Origin of the sequence: Amycolatopsis sp. PS_44_ISF1, from assembly GCF_032335455.1 — a bacterium.
Lineage (GTDB): Bacteria > Actinomycetota > Actinomycetes > Mycobacteriales > Pseudonocardiaceae > Amycolatopsis.
This window is the reverse complement of the sequence record NZ_JANUXO010000001.1, coordinates 2,349,230-2,369,417: the sequence shown is the minus strand read 5'-3', so window position 1 is coordinate 2,369,417 and position 20,188 is coordinate 2,349,230. Positions and strand designations below refer to the sequence as shown.

The following is a 20,188-nucleotide window of genomic DNA, read 5'->3' as shown; positions in this document are numbered from 1 at the left end:
GGCGAGTCCGGCCGAGCCGGTCAGCCCGCCGCGAGCACCGCCTCCAGACCGGACGCCTGGGTCCGCCAGTCCGTCACGTTCGGCGTGCTCCCGGCCCAGCGCTGCCCGATGCGGTTCTGCGCGTCCCGATCACCCGCCCACAGCGTGTCGGCCTGCTTCTGCGCGAAGGCGCGGTAGGGGGCCGAGCCGGTGGCGTCGGCCAGGTCGCCGAAGTAGCGCATGAAGATGCCCTTGAACTGCTTCTGGTTGTCGTCGCAGGAGTTCGAGCCGGTGTCGCAGGATTCGGCGAGCACCCCGCCCGAGGTGAGCCCGGTCATCGCCGCGTCGCCCAGCCGCCGGGCAGCGTCCAAATAGGACGTCTGACCGGTGGCCCGCCACAGCTCGACCAGTCCGCCGAGGCCGAGGCCCTGGTTGTACGTCCACACGGTCTGCCCGTTGTTCGCGCACGAACTCGTGAGCCCGTCGTTCACCAAGCCGGAAGCGTTGATCAGCCCGCTGCCGAGGTACCAGTCGCCGGCGGTCTTCGCCCGCTGCCCCCACACCGCGTCCCCGGCGATGCGCCGGTGCAGCGACGCGGCCAGCCGCAGGTACAGCCCGGTGGAGACGGCGTTCTTGTACGTCCGCTCCCGGTCCCACCAGACCCCGCCGCCGCAGGTCCCGGTGTCCCAGAACCCGTTCACGTAGTCCGCGATGGTCGTCGCCTCGGTGAGGTAGCGCTGGTCGTGCGTGCGGTCGTAGACGGCGATCCAGGCCAGGCCCCACCACTCGGTGTCGTCGATCGCGCGGCTGGTGAAGTGGCCGTCGATCGGGTCGGAGCTCCTCGCCCCGGCCGGAAATGCGACCCGGTTGACGTCGAAGACGCGGGCCAGCTCGGGGTCGGCGCCACCCGCGTCGGCCATGGCCGTGACCGCGACGGCCGAGTTCCACCAGCTCGACGGCCACCACGCCGTGGCGGGCTCGTAGGACCACATCAGCGCGTCGGCCGCGGCGGCGGCGCGGGTGGTCACCGGGCGGGCCCAGGCGGTGCAACTGCCCTCCGAATGGGCGGCTTCCCGGCCACACGCGCGCACAGACCCGCCGTACAGCCGGCCGCGCGGATCCCTGGTGGCGAACGCCGTGGTGTGCGTTCCGGCCGCCCCCGAAGCGACGCTGGTGCGGCCCAGCGAGGAGCCGTCCGGCCAGCTCGAACCGGCGTCCCAGGACCGGTCGAGCCAGACCTCGTCCCCGGCCCCGCCGGTCTCGATCCCGGCCCAGCCCAGGCCGCGGCCGTCGAAGTGCAGCCGGATGGTGCGGCCGGACAGGGTGGCCGGCGCGACCGGCTGGCTGTCCCCGGTGCCCGGCGCGGTCCCGTCGCACGCGGTGTCGCAGACGGCCGGGTAGATCCACGCCGTGCAGCCGACCCCGTGGGCGTCCCCGCAGGCCCGGAGCAGCCCGCGGCGGTGGTGCGCGGGATCGGTGAGGTTGTACATCAGCGTGCGCGTGCCGGTCCAGGTGCCGGGCACGGTCGCCCGGCCCAGCAACCCGTCCCAGGTCGCGCCGCCGTCCCAGGACCGGTCGAGCCACACGGCGTCACCCGGGTTCGCGTCGTCGATGCTCGCCCAGGCCATGTCGTCCGGGTCGGAGGCGTGCAGCCGCAGCACGCGGCCGTTGATCACCAGGTCGGGAAGGGGAAAGCTCTCGTGCGCGGCCCGGGAGGGATCCAGGGTGTCGCACGAGGTCACGCACACCGCGTCCGCCGCCGCGGCCGCGACGGGACCGGGGGTCAGGCCGCCGAGGACGAGCAGGAGCACGAGCAATGTCCGCATCGACATCCCTCTCCACGCGCCGGAGTCGCCTCTCACGATAAGGCGCGCAGCGGGGGCTTCCACCCGGTTCTGGCTCGTTCCGGACAAGGGTTCACACGCTTGTCCCAACCTCCGGACCGGGTCTTCGGCCACCGCTGCGCGGATCACGGCAGGGATCAGTTTTCTGACCAATCGTCCAAGAAAATCTTGACAATCGTCCAAACGGCGGCCAGGGTCGGGACCAACCGCCGATACCACCGGCGGAGGTCTCGAAGGGACGACGGTGTCTCTGTTCTTCTACCTCGAAAAGGGCGCGTCCCTGGACCCGATGGCGCCCTGCCTGACCTTCGGCGGGGTTTCGCTGTCCTACGGCGAAGTCCGCGCGCTCGCTGAGCGGGTCGCCCGGGCGCTGCGACGCTCGGGCGTCGAGCCCGGCACCAAGGTCGGCATCCTCTCGGCCAACGACCCGACCGCGTTCGCCTGCGTCTTCGGCATCGCCCGGGCGGGGGCGGTGTGGTGCCCGATCAACCCGCGCAACGCGGCCGGGGAAAACGCGGAGCTGCTCGACCTCTTCGACTGCACCACCTTGATCTTCCAGCCGGGCTTCGACGAGCTGGTCGGCCGGATCGCGCCGCAGTTGCCGAAGCTGACCACGCTCGTCCGGCTCGGTGCAGGCGACGAAACGGCGCCGGGCTTCGAAGACTGGCTCGACGCCGCCCGCGACGACCCCGCCGCCGAAGCCGCGCCGCCCGGCGACGTCGTCGCGCTGGTCGGCACCGGCGGCACCACGGGGCGCCCCAAGGGCGTCATGCTCACCGGCCGCAACCTGGAGGTCATGTCGGCGATCACGCTGATGAGCTACCCGTTCGACGGCCGCCCGGTGTACCTGGCCCAGGCCCCGCTGACCCACGCGGCCGGCGTCCTGTGCTTCCCGATCCTCGCCCGCGGCGGCGAGATCGTGATCATGGCCGAGCCCGACGCCGGCCGGTTCCTGGAGCTGATCGAGCGCCACCGGGTCACCCACACCTTCCTGCCGCCGACGCTGATCTACCTGGTGCTCGACCACGAAGCGCTGGACACCACGGACCTGTCCTCCCTGCAGTGCTTCTGGTACGGCGCCGCCCCGATGTCCACCGCCCGGCTGGCCGAGGCCCTCGACCGCATCGGCCCGATGGCGCAGCTGTTCGGCCAGTCCGAGGCCCCGATGATGATCTCGACGATGGCACCGGCCGAGCACCGCCGTCCGGATGGGACAGTCCACACCGGACGCCTGTCCTCTGCCGGCCGGCCGTCACCGCTGGTCGAAGTCGGGATCCTCGGGGAGAACGGCGAGCCGGTGCCCCGGGGCGATCGCGGCGAGATCTGCGTGCGCGGCCCATTGGTGATGGCCGGGTACTACCGCGACCCCGAGGCCACGGCGGAGGCTTCGGCCCACGGCTGGCACCACACCGGCGACATCGGCTTCCTCGACGAAGAGGGGTACCTCCACCTCGTCGACCGCGCCAAGGACATGGTCATCACCGGCGGGTTCAACGTCTACTCGGCCGAGGTCGAGCAGGCGGTGATGGCCCACGACGCCGTCCGCGACTGCGCGGTGATCGGCCTGCCCGACGCCAAGTGGGGCGAGCGCGTGACCGCGGTCGTCCAGCTCCGGCCCGGCGCCGGACTGGACCCGGCCGAGCTGATCGCGTTCGTCAAGGCGCGCATCGGCAGTGTCAAAGCGCCCAAGCAGGTCGAGGTCTGGCCCGAGCTCCCCCGCTCCACCCTCGGCAAGGTCCTCAAGGCGGACATCCGCTCCACCCTCGCCGGCCGCTGAGCAAAAACCGCAGCAAGGAGGCTGTACCACCATGAAACTCGCGCTCTACCTGCCGAACTTCCGGGACAAGGTGACGGTGGCGGAGCTCGCCGAGCTCACCGCCCTCGCCGAAGACCTCGACTTCGACTCCGTCTGGACCCTCGACCGGATCATCGTCCCGGAGTCCTCGGACCGGGGGGAGATGCAGTACCCCTTCGGGATGCTGGACGAAATGGGCAAGCAGCTGCCGGTGAGCTCGCGGGGCGAGTTCCTGCAGGGCATGCCCCTGCTCCCGTGGCTCGCCGCGAAGACCGCCAAGGTCCGGATCGGCATGAGCATCATCGACACGCCCTACCGTTCGCCCGGCGTGCTCGCCGCGGAGCTGGCCACCATCGACCACCTCTCGGGCGGACGGCTCAACGTCGCCGTCGGCTCCGGCTGGATGCCGGAGGAGTTCGCCGCCGCCAGCGCCGCGCACATCTTCCCCAAGCGGCACAAGCACGTGCGCGAAACCATCGAGATCATGCAGGGCATCTGGACCAACGAGGTCTTCGAGTACCACGGCGAGTTCGCCGACTTCGAGCCGGCCGGGTTCGGCGCGAAGCCGGTGCAGAAGCCGCACCCGCCGATCTTCTTCAGCGGGCTCAAGGACCCGAAGCGCTCGGCCGGCCGCATCGCCCAGTACGGGCTGTCGGGCTGGATCGGCATCCAGGACTCGCCCGAGGACATCAAGCGCTGGCGCACCGAGATCCAGGGCGAGCTCGGCCGGCTCGACACCGCGCGCACGGTCGACGAACTGGAGATCAGCAGCATGATCTGGTTCGTCATCACCCCGGTGGACGTGGACCAGTCCCCGGCGGGCAAGGGCACCAACCTGCTCGTCGGCTCGCAGCGGCAGATCACCGACCAGCTCAAGCGGTACCAGGAAGCCGGGCTGACCATGCCCTTCCTCTGGCCGCCGTTCGCCGACGTGCCGGTGTCGAAGACGCTGGACGACCTGAAGCGGCTCAAACAGGAGATCCTGCCCGAACTCGACGCCAGGTGAGCCGGCCCCACCGCGAAGTGAGAGGAACGAGTATGTCCGAGCTCGAAGGAAAGCGGGTCTTCGTCACCGGGTCCGGTGCCGGGATCGGCCAGGCCATAGCGGCGCTGTTCGTCGAACGCGGCGCGCGCGTCGTGGTCAGCGACCTCGACCCCGGCTCGGCCGGGCAGACGGCCGCGGAGATCGGCGCGGCCGGCGTCGCCAACTGCGACGTCACGGACGAAGCCCAGGTGCAGACCGCGATCCAGCAGGCGGTCGACCTCCTGGGCGGACTCGACGTGCTGGTCAACAACGCCGGGATCGAGGTCTCCTCGCCGCTGCTTCAGCAGTCCACCGAAAGCTTCGACAAGATCTTCGCGGTCAACGTGCGCGGCACGTTCGTGGCGATGAAGGCCGCGACCCCGCACCTGGTCGAATCCCGGGGCAACATCGTCAACATCTCGTCGATCGCCGGCGTGGGCGGCAGTCCGCTGCTGGGCTCGTACTGCGCGACGAAGGCGGCGGTCATCCAGTTGACCCGGGTGGCCGCGGTGGAGATGCGCCCGGCCGGGATCCGGGTCAACGCGGTCTGCCCGGGCTTCGCCGACACCGCGATGGTGGAGCGCCTGGTCCCCGACTTCGAAGCCGCCACTCAGGTCCCTTTCGGCGACCTGGTCGCCGCCAAGCAGGGCCGGCTCGGCACCCCGCAGGACATCGCCGAGGTGGTCGCCTTCCTGGCCTCCGACCGCGCCACCTGGATCACCGGCAGCCACTACGTCCTCGACGGCGGCTTGTCGGCCTCCCTGGTGTGAACCACGGCGCCGGCGGGTGCTCCTGGGCCCGCCGGCGCCGCTGCGTCGGTCACGAGGGGGCGACGATGGGCGCGTCGAACAGCGGGATCCCGCCCTTGAGCCGCTCGAGGATCTCCAGCACGGTGTCCACGTAGCTCCGCCCAGGATCGCGCGTGACCAGGGCCTGCGCGGCGAAGAGGGCGCCGGTCAGCACTCCGGCGAGGGCCACGACCTCGATTTCCTCCGGACCGCGCCCGAGCGCGGAGGCCACCAGCTTCGAGGTCTGCTCGACATCGCCGGCACCTCGCGCCCGCGCGGCCGCAGCGATCTCGGGCACGGTGCGCACGAGCCGTATCCGCACCTCTTCCTGGGCGCGCTGCTGCTCGTCCAGCCCGGCGAAAGTGGCGCGGATCGCCCCGGTCAGCGCGACCAGGAACGGGGTGCCCGCCGGAACCGCGGCGAGGGCCCGCTCGAACAGCGGGTCGACCTCGTCGAACAGGACGACGTCCTCCTTGGTCGCGAAGTACCGGAAGAACGTGCTGCGAGCGACCTCGGCCGCCCCCGCGATGTCTTCCACGGTCGTCGCCTCGTAACCACGCTCGGCGAACAGGCGCAGCGCGTGCCGCTGCAACTCGGCGCGAGTGCGGGCCTTCTTGCGTTCGCGCAGGGAATCCACCCGCGGAGTGTGGCACACCGGCCAATCGAATGCGACTCGGTATTATTTGATACTGAGTCCCATTTTGCTGCTACGGTGGTGGCCATGGACACCGAGGTCACCATCGTGGGAGCAGGCCCGACCGGTTTGGTGCTGGCGGGCGAACTGGCCCGGCGGGGCCGCCGGGTGCGGGTGCTGGACGGCGCGCCGGGGGCGTTCCCCGGCCCGCGCGGGAACGGCATCCAGCCGCGGACCCTGGAGGTGCTCGACCCGCTCGGGGTCACCGACCGGCTGGTGGCGCTGGGCACGTCCCGGCTCCCGTTCCGCCAGTACGCGGTCGATGGCTCCACCCGGGTCCGAGACCTCCACCCCGGTCTGGAACCGACGCCCGACCGGCCGTTCGCCCGTCCGCTGATCATCCCCCAGTGGCGGACGACACAGGTCCTGCGCGAGCGGCTGGCCGAACTCGGCGTCACGGTCGAGCAGAACGCGCGCGTCGTCACCGTGGAGCAGGACGAGGACGCGGCCACCGCCGTGCTCGAAGGTGGGCGGCGGCTGCGCTCGCGTTACCTCGTCGGCGCCGACGGCGCGTCGAGCACCGTCCGGAAGGCGCTTGGAATCGGTTTCCAGGGCGAAACCCACGACGAGGTCCGGATGCTGCTGGCCGAGGTCGAGCTGGACGGCCTGGACCGCGACCACTGGCACATGTTCGACCGCGAGGGCGGCGGTTTTCTCTCCCTCTGCCCGCTGCCCGCGAGCCCGACCTGGGCCCTGGGCCTGCGCTGCCCCGACCCCGGCGCCCAGGCCGACGAGCCGACGCTGCGCGCCGCGGTCGACAGCGTCTGCCCGCGCGCCCGCCTGCGCCACATCGGCTGGTCCTCGACCTGGCGGCTCAACATCCGGATGGTGGACCGCTATCGCGCCGGCCGGTCCTTCCTGGCCGGCGACGCCGCCCACGTGCACTCCCCCACCGGCGGCCAGGGCCTGAACACCGGCGTCCAGGACGCGGTCAACCTGAGCTGGAAGCTCGCCGCGGTGCTGGACGGCGCCGAGCCCGCCCTGCTGGACACCTACGAGACCGAGCGCAAACCGGTCGCCGCGGCCGTCATCGGCCTCTCCCGCGAACTGTCCCGCCCGATCTTCGAATCCGGCCCCGGCACCTACGCCGACCGCCCGGCCGCCCTGGCCCGCCAGGGCCTGCAACTGGACCTCAGCTACCGCACCACCCCCGACGCCCCCGGCCTGCAACCAGGCGACCGCGCCCCGGACGCCCAGCTCGGCGACACCACCCTGTTCCTGCTGCGCCGCCAAGCCGACTGGACCATCCTGTCCTTCGGCACCCCCGCAGCCTCCGCCGCCTCCGCCCAGGGCGTCCAAACCCTCGACGCCACCACCCTCGACCCCGAGGGCCACCTACGCCGAACCTACGAACCCACCCCGGGCGAACGCATCCTGATCCGCCCCGACGGTCACCTGGGCTGGCGCGGCACCGGCCCGATCCCGCCGATCGACACCGTCAGCGCACTCGGATAGGCCGGAGAACTCGCTTCACCCCGAAGGCATCCGGGCATCGTTGGACCGGCGGTACGGCCCACCGTGCGCGAGTGGATCACTGACACCTCCTGGTCCCGTGCTGAGGCGAGTTCGATCAAACGGCCGAGTCAACCGTGCGCGTTCGGCGTGTTCGTGTTCTCTGCCGCGAAAATAAGCCGAGGTTCCGCCGTCGAGTAGACCCGGACGTGACCCCAGTCCCCGGCGATCTCGTAGTGATCGCCGTGCCGCTGGAGCCGGTCGATATTGCCGAGGTCTTCTTCCCCGGTGGCGTCACGGAATGGTTGAGCCGACCGCGTGATCCATTCGGTCTTCGTGATGTCGGCGATGGTCAGCACGGCGTCCGCGTAGCAGTGCGCTTCATCCGGTGGTGGCTCGTGATAGCGCGGGTGTGCCTGGGTCAGCACGGCTTCCAGCCGGTAGGACAGCGTGGTGGGTGTCTCGTCGATAGCGAGGACGAAGCTGTCCTCGAGGTAGACGCTGGCGAGGTCGGGGAAGTCGGTGTAGTTCGTCATGTGCTGGTGGTCCGAGGTGATCGGTGTGTGGTTTCCCAGGCTCTTCCTGGTCACCGGATTGCCTTGCGGATCGATGCGAACCCCGTCTTCGGCGGGATTCGGCTCAGCGGGCCAGATCGGAGGTCTTCAGCGATGCACCCTGGTCGGTTCTCTCCTACTCGGGCGCCTTCTGAACCTCGCCGCCGATGAACAGGCCAGAGGCCCGGCCCGGGTGATTCGACCAGTCGTCCCCATGCGATGCGCTTCTTGCCGAAGTCCACGGGATGGGTGACGTCGTTCCCCGCCGCCGAAGCGATGAACGTCACCACGATGATGGCCTGAGTGGTGCCCCCGACGGGGTTCGAACCCGCACTGGGTCGAGTTTAAGTCGACTGCCTCTGCCGGTTGGGCTACGGGGGCACCGCACACCTTAGCCTTCGCGCCGGAACGGAAAAGCCGGGCCACCGTGAGGAACGCGGTGGCCCGGCTGGACGGCGGCGGGAGGGGGCTCAGCCCTTCGACACGCGGTCGAACTCTTCCTTCGGGTTGTTGATCTGCCCGAGGGAGATGACCTCGCGGCGGAACAGGCCGCCCAGCATCCAGTCGAAGAGGATGCGGGTCTTGCGGTTCCAGGTCGGCATCGCCTTGAGGTGGTAGGCGCGGTGGAACAGCCAGGCCGGGAAGCCCTTGATCTTGAGGTTCAGCGCGTCGGCGACGCCCTTGTGCAGGCCGAGGCTGGCGACCGCGCCGAGGTTCTTGTGGTAGTAGTCCTTCGGCTCGCCGCCGCGGATCACGCGGATGATGTTCTTGGCCAGGACCCGGGCCTGGCGGACCGCGTGCTGGGCGTTCGGCGGGCAGGTGGCCGTCGGGTCCTGCTCGGTGCGGGACAGGTCCGGCACGGCGGCGTTGTCGCCCGCGGTCCACACGTCCGGGTGACCGACGACCTGCAGGCCGGCGGTGGCTTCGAGCCGGCCGCGCTTGTCCAGGGGCAGGTCCGAGTCGGCGAGCACCGGGTTGGCCTTCACCCCGGCGGTCCAGATGAGGGTCTCGGTGTCGAACTCGGTGCCGTCCGAGAGCACCACGTGACCGTTTTCGAACGATTTCGCGGCGGTCGAGAGGTAGACCTCGATACCGCGCTTCTCCAGCTGCTGCACGGTGTACACGCCCAGGGTCTCGCGGACCTCGGGCAGGATCCGCCCGGCGGCCTCGACGAGCACCCAGCGGATGTCGGCCGGCTTGATGTTCGGGTAGTAGTTCTCCACCGCGAACCGGGTCATGTCCTCGAGCTCGGCCAGCGCCTCGATGCCGGCGAAGCCGCCGCCCACCACGGTGAAGGTCAGCAGGCGCTTGCGCAGCTCGGGGTCGAGGGTGCTGGCCGCCTCGTCGAGCTTGGTCATGATGTGGTTGCGCAGGTAGATGGCCTCGCCGATGGTCTTGAAGGCGATGCCCTGCTCCACCAGGCCCGGGATCGGGAGGATGCGCGCCACAGCGCCGAGCGCGACCACGAGCACGTCGTACTTGAGCGCCTCGACGTGGCCGTCGGCGGCCTCGACCGTGACGGACTTGCGGTCGTTCTCGATCTTGGTCACCCGTGCGGTGAGCACGTGGCACCGCTTGAGCACGCGGCGCAGCGGCACGACCACGTGCCGCGGCTCGATCGCGCCCGCCGCCGCCTCGGGCAGGAACGGGGCGTAGGTCATGTGCGGCTGGGGGTCAACGACGGTCACGGAGGCCTCGTTGGCGCGCAGCATCTTCTGAAGCCCGTACGCGGTGTACAGGCCGACGTATCCACCACCCAGGACCAGGATCCGAGTCGGTTCCGACTTCGCAGCAGCCATGCTCCCATAGTCCCACCTCCAAGCCGGTACCGCTCGGGTACCCCGTCCCGCTGTGACCAGCGTCGCCACGCAGGCCGAAACGATTCAGATGGCCCTCGCAACGGTCGCCGCGGCGGGGAAAACACCACCCACCATGGCGTGACTCACACACCGCGCCCGGACCCCCTTCCCCTCCGAAACGCCTGCGCACCCCGCGGCGCCCGGCCCGCGGGAACGCCCGTCCGGAAAACCCATTCCGACCAGTGCATCTGCTCACCATTGCCCCGCTCGGCGGCTAGGTTGGGGGCATGTCCGACACCACCCCCGCAGAGCCCGAAGACAAGACCGAGAAGCCGGCGGCCGCCGACCCCGCCCCGGAACCGGTCGACGACCTCGTCACCACCCATCACATCCTCAAGGTCCAGGAGCGCGAACTCGCCTACACCGCGCAGACCGGGCGGGTGGTGCTGCGCGAGGAGGTCGTCAAGGACGGCAAGTCCGCCGGTCACAAGCCCAAGGCCGAGGTCTTCCTCACCACCTACACCCTCGACGACGCCGATCCGGGCACGCGGCCGGTGACCTTCGCCTTCAACGGCGGCCCCGGCTCGTCCAGCATCTGGCTGCACCTGGGCCTGCTCGGCCCGCGGCGGGTGCTCTCCGGCGACGTCGACGACCTCGTGCCCCCGCCCTACGGTCTCGAGGACAACCCCGAAAGCCTGCTGGCGCACAGCGACCTGGTGTTCATCGACCCGGTCACCACCGGCTACTCCCGCGCCGTGGACGGCGGGGAGGCGAAGGACTACCTGGGCTTCAAGGGCGACATCGCGTCGGTCGCCGAGATCATCCGGCTGTGGGTCTCGCGCCACGAGCGCTGGCTGTCGCCGAAGTTCCTGGCCGGCGAGTCGTACGGCACGCTGCGCGCGGCCGGGCTGGCCGGGCACCTGCAGGAGCGCTACGGCCTCTACCTCAACGGCCTGCTGCTCATCTCGTCCGTGCTGGACCTGGGCACGCTGCGCTTCGACGAGGGCAACGACCTGCCGTACTCGCTGTTCGTGCCGACCTACGCCGCCATCGCGCACTACCACGGCCTGCACGGCGACCGCCCGCTCGACGACGTGCTGGCCGACGCCGAGGACTTCGCGGCGAAGGAGCTGCCGTGGGCGCTCGCGCGCGGAGCCCGGCTGTCCACTCAGGACCGGGCCGAGACCGTGGCCACGCTGGCCTCGCTGACCGGGCTGAGCGAGTCCTACGTGGATCGGGTCAACCTGCGGATCGAGCACGTGCGCTTCTTCACCGAGCTGCTGCGCGACCGCGGCCTGACCGTCGGCCGGATGGACGGGCGCTTCACCACCTGGGAGGTCGACGGCGGTCGTGAGCACATGAGCGACGACCCGTCGATCTCGCGCGTCATCGGCGCCTACGCGGCGGCGTTCAACCACTACGTCCGCGCCGAGCTGGGCTACCAGAACGACCTGCCGTACGAGATCCTGTCCGGCGAGACGTTCCGGGCCTGGTCGTACCAGGAGTTCGAGGGCCGTTCGGTGTCCGTTGTGGACTCGGTCAGCGCGGCGATGCGGGCCAACCCGCACCTGAAGATCCACGTCGCGTTCGGCCACTACGACGGCGCGACGGCGTACTTCGCCTCCGAGCACGTGCTGGCCCAGCTCCAGATCCCCGAGGAGCTGCGCGACAACATCGACACGGCCTACTACCCGTCGGGCCACATGATGTACGTCCACGAGCCGACGCGGCGGCAGCAGTCGAAGGACCTCGCCGACTTCGTGAAGCAGGCTTCGAACCGCTGACCGACGAGCCCGGGGCCGTCCGCTCAGTGGAGCGGACGGCCCCGGGCGTCGGGAAGGTCAGGGCACGACTGAGCGGGCTTCGGCGAAGTGGCAGGCCGAAAGGTGCCCGTCGGTGCGCGTGACCAGCTCCGGCACCTCGGTCGCGCACACGTCCTGGGCCTTCCAGCAGCGCGTGCGGAACCGGCAACCCGAAGGCGGGTCCAGCGGGCTGGGCACGTCGCCCTCCAGCCGGATGACCTGCCGCTGCCCGCGCACCTGCGGGTCCGGCACCGGCACGGCCGAAAGCAACGCCTGCGTGTACGGGTGCGAAGGCCGCTCGTAGATCTCGTCCTCGGTGCCGACCTCGACGATCTTTCCCAGGTACATCACCGCGACCCGGGTGGAGAGGTGGCGGACCACGGACAGGTCGTGCGCGATGAAGACGTAGGACAGCCCGAACTCGGTCTGCAGTTCGCCGAGCAGGTTCATCACCTGGGCCTGGATCGAAACGTCCAAGGCGGACACCGGCTCGTCGCAGATGATCACCTTCGGCCGCAGGGCCAGCGCCCGCGCGATGCCGATGCGCTGGCGCTGGCCGCCGGAGAACTGGTGCGGGTAGCGGTTCAGGTGCTCGGGGTTGAGCCCGACCACCTCCAGCAGCTCCCGCACCTTCTGCGCCCGCGAGCCCTTGGGCGCCACCTCGGCGTGGATCTCGAACGGCTCGCCGACGATGTCGCCGACGGTCATCCGCGGGTTCAGCGAGGTGTACGGGTCCTGCAGCACGATCTGGATCTCGCGCCGCAACCGCCGCAGCTCTGCGCCGCGCACCGAGAACAGGTCCTTGCCCTCGAAGGTGGCCGTCCCCGAGGTCGGCTCCTCCAGCCGCATCAGCACCTGCGCGAGGGTGGACTTGCCGCAGCCGGACTCGCCGACCACACCGAGCGTCTCGCCCGGCATCAGGTCGAACGAGACGCCGTCGACCGCCTTCACCTGGCCGATCGTGCGCTTGAACAGCACTCCCTGGCGCACCGGGAAGTGCTTCACCAGCTCGTGGACGCTGAGAATCGGCTCAACCACGGCTTTCCACCACCTCTTCGGCGAAGTGACACGCACTGACCCGGCCGAAACCGAGGCTGTGCAAGACCGGGCGCTCGTCCGTGCAGCGCTGCTCGGCCCGCCGGCAGCGCGGGTGGAACGGGCAGCCCGGCGGGATGTCGAGCAGGCTCGGCGGCAGCCCCTTGATCGTCTCCAGCGTCTGGCCCTTCAGGTCGAGCCGGGGCAGGGAGTCCATCAGGGCCGCGGTGTAGGGGTGGCCCGGCGAGCGGAACAGCTCGCGCACGTCGGCCTGCTCCACGATGCGGCCGGCGTACATCACCGCGATCCGGTCCGCCGTCTCCGCGACGACGCCGAGGTCGTGGGTGATCAGGATCAGCCCCATCCGCCGTTCCCGCTGGATCTCGGCCAGCAGGTCCATGATCTGGGCCTGCACGGTGACGTCCAGCGCGGTGGTCGGCTCGTCGGCGATCAGCAGGTCCGGGTCCAGCGCCAGCGACATGGCGATCATCGCGCGCTGGCGCATCCCGCCGGAGAACTGGTGCGGGTAGTCCTTGACCCGCCGCTGCGCCGCCGGGATGCGGACGGTGTCGAGCAGTTCGATCGCGCGCTTGCGGGCGTCCTTCTTGGACATCCCCTGCCGGACGCGCAGCTGCTCCTCGATCTGGAACCCGACGGTGAACACCGGGTTCAGCGCCGAGAGCGCGTCCTGGAAGATCATCGCGATCTCCGCGCCGCGCAGCTCGCGCCGCCGCTGTTCGGTGGCCGTGAGCAGGTCCTCGCCGCGGTAGCGGATCGCGCCGCCGGTGATCACGCCGGGCGGTACGTCGAGGATGCCCATCACCGTCTGCGCGGTGACGCTCTTGCCGGAGCCGGATTCGCCGAGCACGGCCAGTGTCTCCCCGGCGTGCACGGAGTAGCTGACGCCGTTGAGCACGTTGGCCACCCCGTCGGAGGTGCGGAACTCGACGTGCAGGTCTTCGACCTCGAGCAGCAGCTCGTTCTCTGTTTCGGACATCGACTGCTACCTCGACTTCGGGTCGAGCGCGTCGCGGATACCGTCACCGAGCATCACGAAGGCGAGCACGGTGATGGTGACGAACGCACCGGGGAACAGGAGCATGTGCGGATCGGCCCGGAAGTAGTCGCGTGAATCGCTGATCATCACGCCCCACGAGACCACCGGCGGCCGCACGCCGATGCCGAGGTAGGCCAGCGTCGCCTCGGCGCCGATGGCCGCGCCGAGCGCGATCGTGCCGTAGACCAGCACCGGGGCGAGCGTGTTCGGCAGCAGGTGCCGGAACACGATCCGCGGGGTGCTCGCGCCGAGCGCGCGGGCCGCCTTGACGTAGTCGAGCTGCTTGGCCACCAGCGTCGCCGAGCGCATGATGCGCATGGCCACCGGCCAGGTCAGCACGGCGATCGAGCACACCACCTGCGTGATGATGGTCACCGCGCCGGGGTTCGAGCCGGGGGCGTTGAACGTGGTGAGGATGACGATCGCGCCCAGTACGAACGGCAGGCCGGCGAAGATGTCGCCGAGCCGCGAGAGCAGGCTGTCGATCAGGCGGCCGTAGTAGCCGGCGACGATGCCGACCAGCGAGCCGAACAGGACGGTCAGGATCGTCGCGAACACCCCGACCAGCAGCGACGCGCGGGCGCCGTACATGGTGCGGGCGTAGACGTCGTAGCCCTGGTTGTCGTAGCCGAACCAGGCGTCGCCCGACGGGCCCTCGTTGGCCTTGGTCAGATCGCTGAAACCGCCGTCGCGGTGGGAGAACAGGCCGGGCGCGATCGCGATCACCACGATCACCACGATGATCACCGCGGAGATCACGAAGGCGGGCTTGCGGCGCAGCTGGCGCCAGGCGTCGCCCCACAGGCTGCGGGGCTTCTTGGCCGCGGTGGCCGAATCGTCGATGCGCGACAGCTGGGCCGGGTCGACGCCGCCGCCACCGACGAGGTTGGGGTCAGTCATAACGGATCCTCGGGTCGAGAACGGCGTAGAGCAGGTCCACGATCAGGCTCATCAGCAGGTAGACCAGCACCAGCAGCACCACGACGCCGGTGACCGTGGCGCTCTCGCGGTTCTGGATGCCGTGGAAGATGAGCCCGCCGAGGCCGTTGATGTTGAACACGCCCTCGGTGACGATCGCGCCGCCCATCAGGGCGCCCAGGTCGGTGCCCAGGAAGGTGAGCACCGGGATCACCGAGTTGCGCAGCAGGTGGACGCCGACCACGCGGCTGCGCGGCTGGCCCTTGGCGATCGCGGTGCGGATGTAGTCGGCGTGCCGGTTCTCGGCGATCGAGGTCCTGGTCAGCCTGGCGATGTAGGCCATGGAAAGACTGCCGAGCGCGATGCCGGGCACGATCAGCTCACCGAACCCGGGATCGTCGGACACGCTCGTGTCGATGATGCCGAGCTCGGTGCCCAGCACGATCTGCAGCACGATCGCGGTGACGAACACCGGGAGCGAAATCAGGAACGTGGTGGAGACCAGCACCAGGTTGTCGAGGAAGCCCTTGCCGCGCAGGCCGGTGAGCACGCCGGCGGTCAAGCCGATCACGGCCTCGATCAGCACGGCGATCAACGCCAGGCGCAGCGTGATGGGGTAGGCGTTGCCGATCAGCTCGCCGACCGAGTTGCCGTTGAAGGTCTCGCCCCAGTCGCCGGTGAACAGGCTGCCCAGGTACTTGAAGTACTGGACGATCAGGTTGTCGTTGAGGTGGAACTTCTCCGTCATCAGGTCGACGTAGGCCTGGGGGCAGGCGGTCTGGCCGCACTTGCCGGAGAACGGGTCACCGGGGACGGCCCACACCAGCGTGTAGATCAGGAAGGTGGCTCCGAAGAACACCGGGATCAGCTGGAGCAGGCGTCGCAGGACGTAGCGAATCATGCGTCAGTTCCTAGGAGTGCGCGCCGGGCCCGGGAGTGGCCGCGCCGGTGTTCGACCGGTGCGCGGCCACTCGCGGGCCGTGGTGGTGGGACGAAAGATCAGCGCGTCACTTGGTGACCTCGACCGTGGACAGGTCCGCGCGGCGGCGGAAGTCGAGCCCGACGGTCTTCGCGTGCTTCGACTTGGCGGCGACGCCCTTCTCGTCCCAGACCGGGATCGACGGCAGGTCCTTGGCGATCAGGTCCTCGGCCTGCTGGTAGATCTTGACCGCGGCGTCCTTGTCCGCGGTCGCGTCGGCCTGCTCCAGCAGCTGGTCCACCGCCGGGTTGGAGTAGGTCGAGTCGTTCGACGAGGCGCCGGTCTTGTAGATCGGGTTCAGGAAGTCCTCGATCGACGGGTAGTCCGCGGACCAGTCGGAGCGGCCCATGCCGGTCAGCTTGTGCCCGACCACGATGCTGCGCCACTGGCCGAAGTCCGTGGCCGGCACGAAGTCGCACTCGACGCCGAGCACGTTCTTGATGCTGTTGCACGCGGCCACCAGCGGCTCCTTGCGGCCGCCGTCGGCGTTCGAGGCGATGGTCAGCTTGCCCTTGAAGCCCGACTGCGCGAACAGCTGCTTGGCCTGGGCCGGGTCGAACTTGCAGAACTGGCAGACGCCGGGCCGGTAGCCCGGGATGCCCTGCGAGATGTAGCCGTCGGCCGGCACGTAGGTGTCGTTCATGACGGTCTTGGTGATCTGGGTGCGGTCGATCGCCATCGAGATGGCCTTGCGCAGGTCGGGGTTGTTGTACCCCGGCACGTAGTACGGGATCGCGATCGTGCTGATCCCCAGCAGGTGACCGTTGACCAGGTTGTCCTTCAGGTCGGTCTTGTACTTGCTGCCGGCCAGCGCGGACGGCGGCAGCGTCTCGATGAAGTCGAGCTTGTTGCTCAGCAGGTCCTGGTAGGCGGTCTCCTGGCTGGAGTAGATCTTGATGTCCAGGTCCTTGAACTTGACCTTGTCCTGGCCCTTGAAGTCGTCGAAGCGGGTCAGCTTGATTTCGGTGTTCGGCGTCCGGCTGACGAACTTCATCGGGCCGTTGCCGATCGGGTGGTCGGCGAAGGCCTTGGGGTCCTTGAAGAACGCGTCGGGCAGCGGCGCGAAGGCGGTGTAGCCGATCTTGGTCGTGAAGACCGAGAACGGGGCGCCGAGGGTCACCTGGAACTCGTAGTCGCCCTTGACGACCAGGCCGGACATCTTGTCCGTGGCCGGCTTGGCCGCCTTGTCCGAGGGGTGGACGTCGGCGTAGCCCTGGATGTTGGAGAAGAAGTCGGTGTTGATCTGGCCGTTCGGGGCGTAGGCGCCGTAGTTCCAGGCGTCGACGAAGTTCTTGGCCTTGACCTCGGTGCCGTCGTGGAACTTCCAGCCCGGCTTGATCTTGATGTCGTAGACCTTGGAGTCGCTCGTGGTGATCGACTCGGCCATCTCGTTGTAGGGCTGGGCGTCGGCGCCCTTGAAGCCCACCAGCTCCGAGAACATCGCGTCGACGGCCTTGGTGCCGCCCAGCTCGTTCGTGTTCGTGGGGATCAGCGTGTTCTGCGGCTCGGTGCCGTAGACGGTGAAGGTCCCGTTCGGATCGACCTCCCCGCTCGAGCCGCTGCTGGAGCCACCCCCGCAAGCAGTGAGCACCACTGACAAGGTTGTCACCACCGCGGCGGCTCCCCAGAGCCTGCGTGAACGACGCATGTTCCACTCCATTTCGTGCTCCCGAAAAGTGAAACGCACGTTAGCCGGAGTGCGGGGTTTGTAACCGGGTCCGCATGTTGCAAATGAGTGACAACCCTTTTACTCACCCGGAAAGCGTACGACCAAGGTCGCGATGATCACCGAGCGTGCTCGCACTGCTCCGTTCAGGTTAAGGCGAGGGCGATCCCGTCCAGAATGTCGTGCTCGCTGACCACCAGCTGATCCGGACCGCCGCGGGCGGCGAGCCCGTCCGCGAGCGCCTGCACGATCACCGCACCCCCGCCGATCACGTCCACCCGGCCCGGGTGGATCACCGGGTTGGCCGCGCGGGTGGCGTGGTCGGCCGCCAGCAGGTCGTCGGCTAGGCGGTCGAGATCGGCGTGGGAGAGCTTCGACAGGTGCGTGCGCTCGGAGTCGTACTCCACCAGTCCCTGGGCCACGGCTGACAACGTGGTCACCGTGCCGGCCACGCCGATCCAGGTGCGGGCCTTGGCCACGTCGACCACGTCGAAGGCCTCGGCCAGCACCCCCTCGACGAGCGCGCGGGCCTGGGCGATCTCCGCTGCGGTGGGGGGATCGCCCTTGAGCGCGCGTTCGGTGAGGCGGACGCAGCCGATGTCCACGGACTTGGCCGCGAGCACCTCGGCCCGGCGCCCGTCCCAGGTGCCCAGCACCAGTTCGGTGGAGCCGCCGCCGATGTCGACGACCACGAACGGCCCGTCGTCCGGATCCTGCTCGCCGACGGCGCCGGTGAACGACAGCCGGGCCTCTTCGTCGCCGCTGATCACCTCGGCTTCGACGCCGAGCGTCTCGCGGGTCATGGCGAAGAACTCGTCGCGGTTGCTCGCGTCACGGGTCGCCGACGTGGCGACCATGCGGATCTTCTCCACGCCTTTGCGCCGCGCGGCGATCGTGTAGTCCGCGAGCGCAGCGCGGGTGCGCTCCAGCGCCTCGGGCGCGAGCCGCCCGGTGGCGTCGACCCCCTGGCCGAGCCGGACGATGCGCATCTCCCGGTGCAGGTCGCGCAGGTCCACGGTGCCGTCGTGGCGCGGCGTCACCTCGGCGACGAGCAGGCGGATGGAGTTGGTCCCACAGTCGATCGCGGCTACACGAGGCATGGCCTCGACTTTACTTGCTCAGCTCCCCGGCTTGCCGCCCGTCGTGCCGGGTGCGGAGTCGGCGGTGCCCGGCGTCGCACTGGTCGTCGCGTCACACGGCGACGGGGTCGGGCTGGTCGTCTCGCTCGGACTCACGCTGGTGGTGGGCGAAGACGTGCCGGTGCAGGTCGACGACGAGCTGCCGGTGACCGGTACCGACGACGAACGGCTCTTGCTGGGCTCGCCGGACGGCGGCAGCGAACTGGCCGGCGGAGCCGCCGGCGAGGACGGCGGCACGGGCGGCGGCGGCACGGCGGGCGGGGCCGGCACGGCGGCCGCGTTGGGCGCCCCCACGGGAACCTGGCTGTCCGGAGTGGGCGCGACGCCGTTGCGGTAGGCCTCGGCCCAGAGGACGACGGTGTTCACGTAGGCGTCGGAGTTGTTGTAGCGGTAGATCGCGGTGCGCAACTGGTCCGGGTTGGCGAGGTCGAGCCCGCCGGAGCACAGGTACCGCCCGGTGGCGAGCGAGGAGTCGAAGATGTTGTTGGGGTCGGCGATGCCGTCGCCGTTGCCGTCGGAGGCGTAGGCCCGCCAGGTGGCGGGGATGAACTGGGCCGGCCCGACGGCCCGGTCCCAGACCGTGTCGCGGTCGAGCAGCCCGTGGTCGGTGTCCGGGATGGCGGCGTAGGGCCCGGTCCCGTTGAGCTCGGGCCCGAGAATCGGTTCCAGCGTGTTCCCGGCCGCGTCGAGGTACCCACCCCGCGCGTGGTTGGACTCGATCCGCCCGATGCTGGCGATCAGCGCCCAGTCGATGTGACAGCCGGGCTGCTCCCGCCCCAGCACACCGGCGGCGTTCCGATAAGCCGCGAGCGCGGTGACCGGAATGCCCAGCGGCCCGTTCGGCAGCTCGTAGGCGGGCAACGGCAGCGGCACCGGCGAATCCGGCAGGCTTCCGTCGACGGCAACTGACTCCACCTGCGGATTCTTGGGGTCGTACCCCTGGGCGAGCGCCGCGTTCTCGGTGTGCACGCCCGGCATCCGGCCCACCCACGTCACCACGGCCCCGACCCCCACCGCGGCCGGTCCCACCGCCAACACCCCCGTGACCACGGCGACCACCGTCCGGTGCCGAGTCCCGATCCCCCGCCGCCGCACCCTCGCCTTCCGCCACGCGACCCGCACCCGCCGCCGCACCGTGGTTCCGGTTCCAGAGCCGGAGCGGTCCGGGGCAGGTCTCCGCTCGGCTTGGCCGGTCGGCTGCTCGGGCACGACATCCGGTGGGCCGTGCTCATCATGGTCCGGCGGCATGGGCGTACCGGCTGGCTGACCAGATTCGCCGCTCGGCCGTTCACCCCAGTCGCCTACCCGCTCGGGCTGGACGACCGCCGAGCCGGATCCCTCCTCCACAGCCGACTCCGCCTCATCCGAAGCGCCGGTCCCCGCAGCTTCGGTCTCCAAGGCTTCGGTCTCCTCAGCCCCGGTCTTCGCGGCTTCGGTCTCCGCGGCTTCGGTCTTCGCAGCCTCAGTCACCGAGGTCTCGGTCTCGGCTGCCTCAGTCTCCTCAGCGCTGGTCTCGGCTGCCCCGCTCTCCGCTGCCTCGGCCTCCTCCGTACCCGGGATTTCGGCATCCGCAGCCCCGGTGCCCTCGGACTCAGCGGCACCTGAGATCCCGTCCTCAGCCGAAGCGGCGTCAACCTCGCCGATCTCGGCCTCGTTCTCCACG

Annotated in this window: 16 protein-coding genes and 1 tRNA gene; 5 read left to right on the top strand and 12 right to left on the bottom strand. The window is 70.0% G+C overall.

Annotated elements, in window-relative coordinates:
• Positions 1-20 precede the first annotated feature (20 nt).
• Positions 21-1,805: a glycoside hydrolase family 76 protein gene (locus NYF13_RS10845; RefSeq protein ID WP_315656059.1), complete on the bottom strand. Its 1,785-nt coding sequence runs from the start codon at positions 1,803-1,805 to the stop codon at positions 21-23.
• Positions 1,806-2,067: 262 nt separating this feature from the next.
• Here NYF13_RS10845 and NYF13_RS10840 point away from each other — a divergent pair, with 262 nt between their 5' ends.
• The 3 genes from NYF13_RS10840 to NYF13_RS10830 are packed head-to-tail and all read left to right on the top strand — an operon-like array spanning position 2,068 to position 5,412.
• Positions 2,068-3,600, top strand: coding sequence for a long-chain fatty acid--CoA ligase (locus NYF13_RS10840; protein ID WP_315656058.1), 1,533 nt, complete (start codon positions 2,068-2,070; stop codon positions 3,598-3,600).
• Between the two features lie 31 nt (positions 3,601-3,631).
• Positions 3,632-4,624 (top strand): LLM class flavin-dependent oxidoreductase, encoded by a 993-nt coding sequence (locus NYF13_RS10835; protein ID WP_315656057.1) that lies wholly within the window; start codon positions 3,632-3,634, stop codon positions 4,622-4,624.
• A 32-nt stretch (positions 4,625-4,656) separates the two neighbouring features.
• Positions 4,657-5,412, top strand: coding sequence for an SDR family NAD(P)-dependent oxidoreductase (locus NYF13_RS10830; protein ID WP_315656056.1), 756 nt, complete (start codon positions 4,657-4,659; stop codon positions 5,410-5,412).
• A gap of 49 nt (positions 5,413-5,461) precedes the next feature.
• Here NYF13_RS10830 and NYF13_RS10825 read toward each other — a convergent pair whose 3' ends face one another.
• A complete protein-coding gene (locus NYF13_RS10825; protein WP_315656055.1) occupies positions 5,462-6,067 on the bottom strand; it encodes a TetR family transcriptional regulator in 606 nt (201 codons plus the stop codon).
• An 84-nt stretch (positions 6,068-6,151) separates the two neighbouring features.
• On the opposite strand from NYF13_RS10825, the gene NYF13_RS10820 reads away from it, so the two are divergent.
• On the top strand, positions 6,152-7,579 hold the full coding sequence (locus tag NYF13_RS10820; RefSeq protein WP_315656054.1) for an FAD-dependent monooxygenase: 1,428 nt from the start codon (positions 6,152-6,154) through the stop codon (positions 7,577-7,579).
• 128 nt (positions 7,580-7,707) lie between these two features.
• Here NYF13_RS10820 and NYF13_RS10815 read toward each other — a convergent pair whose 3' ends face one another.
• From NYF13_RS10815 to NYF13_RS10805, 3 genes are all read right to left on the bottom strand, one after another.
• Complete coding sequence (locus tag NYF13_RS10815; RefSeq protein WP_315656053.1) at positions 7,708-8,112, bottom strand: hypothetical protein; 405 nt, start codon at positions 8,110-8,112, stop codon at positions 7,708-7,710.
• 322 nt (positions 8,113-8,434) lie between these two features.
• Positions 8,435-8,511, bottom strand: a tRNA-Leu gene (locus tag NYF13_RS10810).
• A gap of 89 nt (positions 8,512-8,600) precedes the next feature.
• A complete protein-coding gene (locus NYF13_RS10805) occupies positions 8,601-9,929 on the bottom strand; it encodes an NAD(P)/FAD-dependent oxidoreductase (RefSeq protein ID WP_315656052.1) in 1,329 nt (442 codons plus the stop codon).
• Positions 9,930-10,216: 287 nt separating this feature from the next.
• On the opposite strand from NYF13_RS10805, the gene NYF13_RS10800 reads away from it, so the two are divergent.
• Positions 10,217-11,713 carry a S10 family serine carboxypeptidase-like protein gene (locus NYF13_RS10800; protein ID WP_315656050.1) on the top strand — a complete coding sequence of 499 codons (1,497 nt, stop codon included), beginning with the start codon at positions 10,217-10,219 and terminating at the stop codon, positions 11,711-11,713.
• A gap of 57 nt (positions 11,714-11,770) precedes the next feature.
• Here NYF13_RS10800 and NYF13_RS10795 read toward each other — a convergent pair whose 3' ends face one another.
• The 7 genes from NYF13_RS10795 to NYF13_RS10765 all read right to left on the bottom strand — a co-directional run bounded on the left by NYF13_RS10795 (position 11,771) and on the right by NYF13_RS10765 (position 19,575).
• Entirely contained in the window at positions 11,771-12,769 is a 999-nt protein-coding gene (locus tag NYF13_RS10795; protein WP_315656048.1) for a dipeptide ABC transporter ATP-binding protein, read from the bottom strand.
• On the bottom strand, positions 12,762-13,763 hold the full coding sequence (locus NYF13_RS10790; protein WP_315656047.1) for an ABC transporter ATP-binding protein: 1,002 nt from the start codon (positions 13,761-13,763) through the stop codon (positions 12,762-12,764). The genes NYF13_RS10795 and NYF13_RS10790 overlap by 8 nt, the downstream gene beginning before the upstream one ends.
• A 6-nt stretch (positions 13,764-13,769) precedes the next feature.
• Complete coding sequence (locus tag NYF13_RS10785) at positions 13,770-14,723, bottom strand: ABC transporter permease (RefSeq protein WP_315656046.1); 954 nt, start codon at positions 14,721-14,723, stop codon at positions 13,770-13,772.
• On the bottom strand, positions 14,716-15,642 hold the full coding sequence (locus NYF13_RS10780; RefSeq protein WP_315656045.1) for an ABC transporter permease: 927 nt from the start codon (positions 15,640-15,642) through the stop codon (positions 14,716-14,718). Before NYF13_RS10780 ends, NYF13_RS10785 begins: the two co-directional genes overlap by 8 nt.
• A gap of 106 nt (positions 15,643-15,748) precedes the next feature.
• Positions 15,749-17,368, bottom strand: a complete 1,620-nt coding sequence (locus NYF13_RS10775; RefSeq protein WP_315656044.1) for an ABC transporter substrate-binding protein — start codon at positions 17,366-17,368, stop codon at positions 15,749-15,751.
• Positions 17,369-17,532: 164 nt separating this feature from the next.
• Positions 17,533-18,486, bottom strand: coding sequence for a Ppx/GppA phosphatase family protein (locus tag NYF13_RS10770; protein WP_315656042.1), 954 nt, complete (start codon positions 18,484-18,486; stop codon positions 17,533-17,535).
• A gap of 18 nt (positions 18,487-18,504) precedes the next feature.
• Complete coding sequence (locus tag NYF13_RS10765; RefSeq protein WP_315656040.1) at positions 18,505-19,575, bottom strand: lytic transglycosylase domain-containing protein; 1,071 nt, start codon at positions 19,573-19,575, stop codon at positions 18,505-18,507.
• Positions 19,576-20,188: the final 613 nt, after the last annotated feature.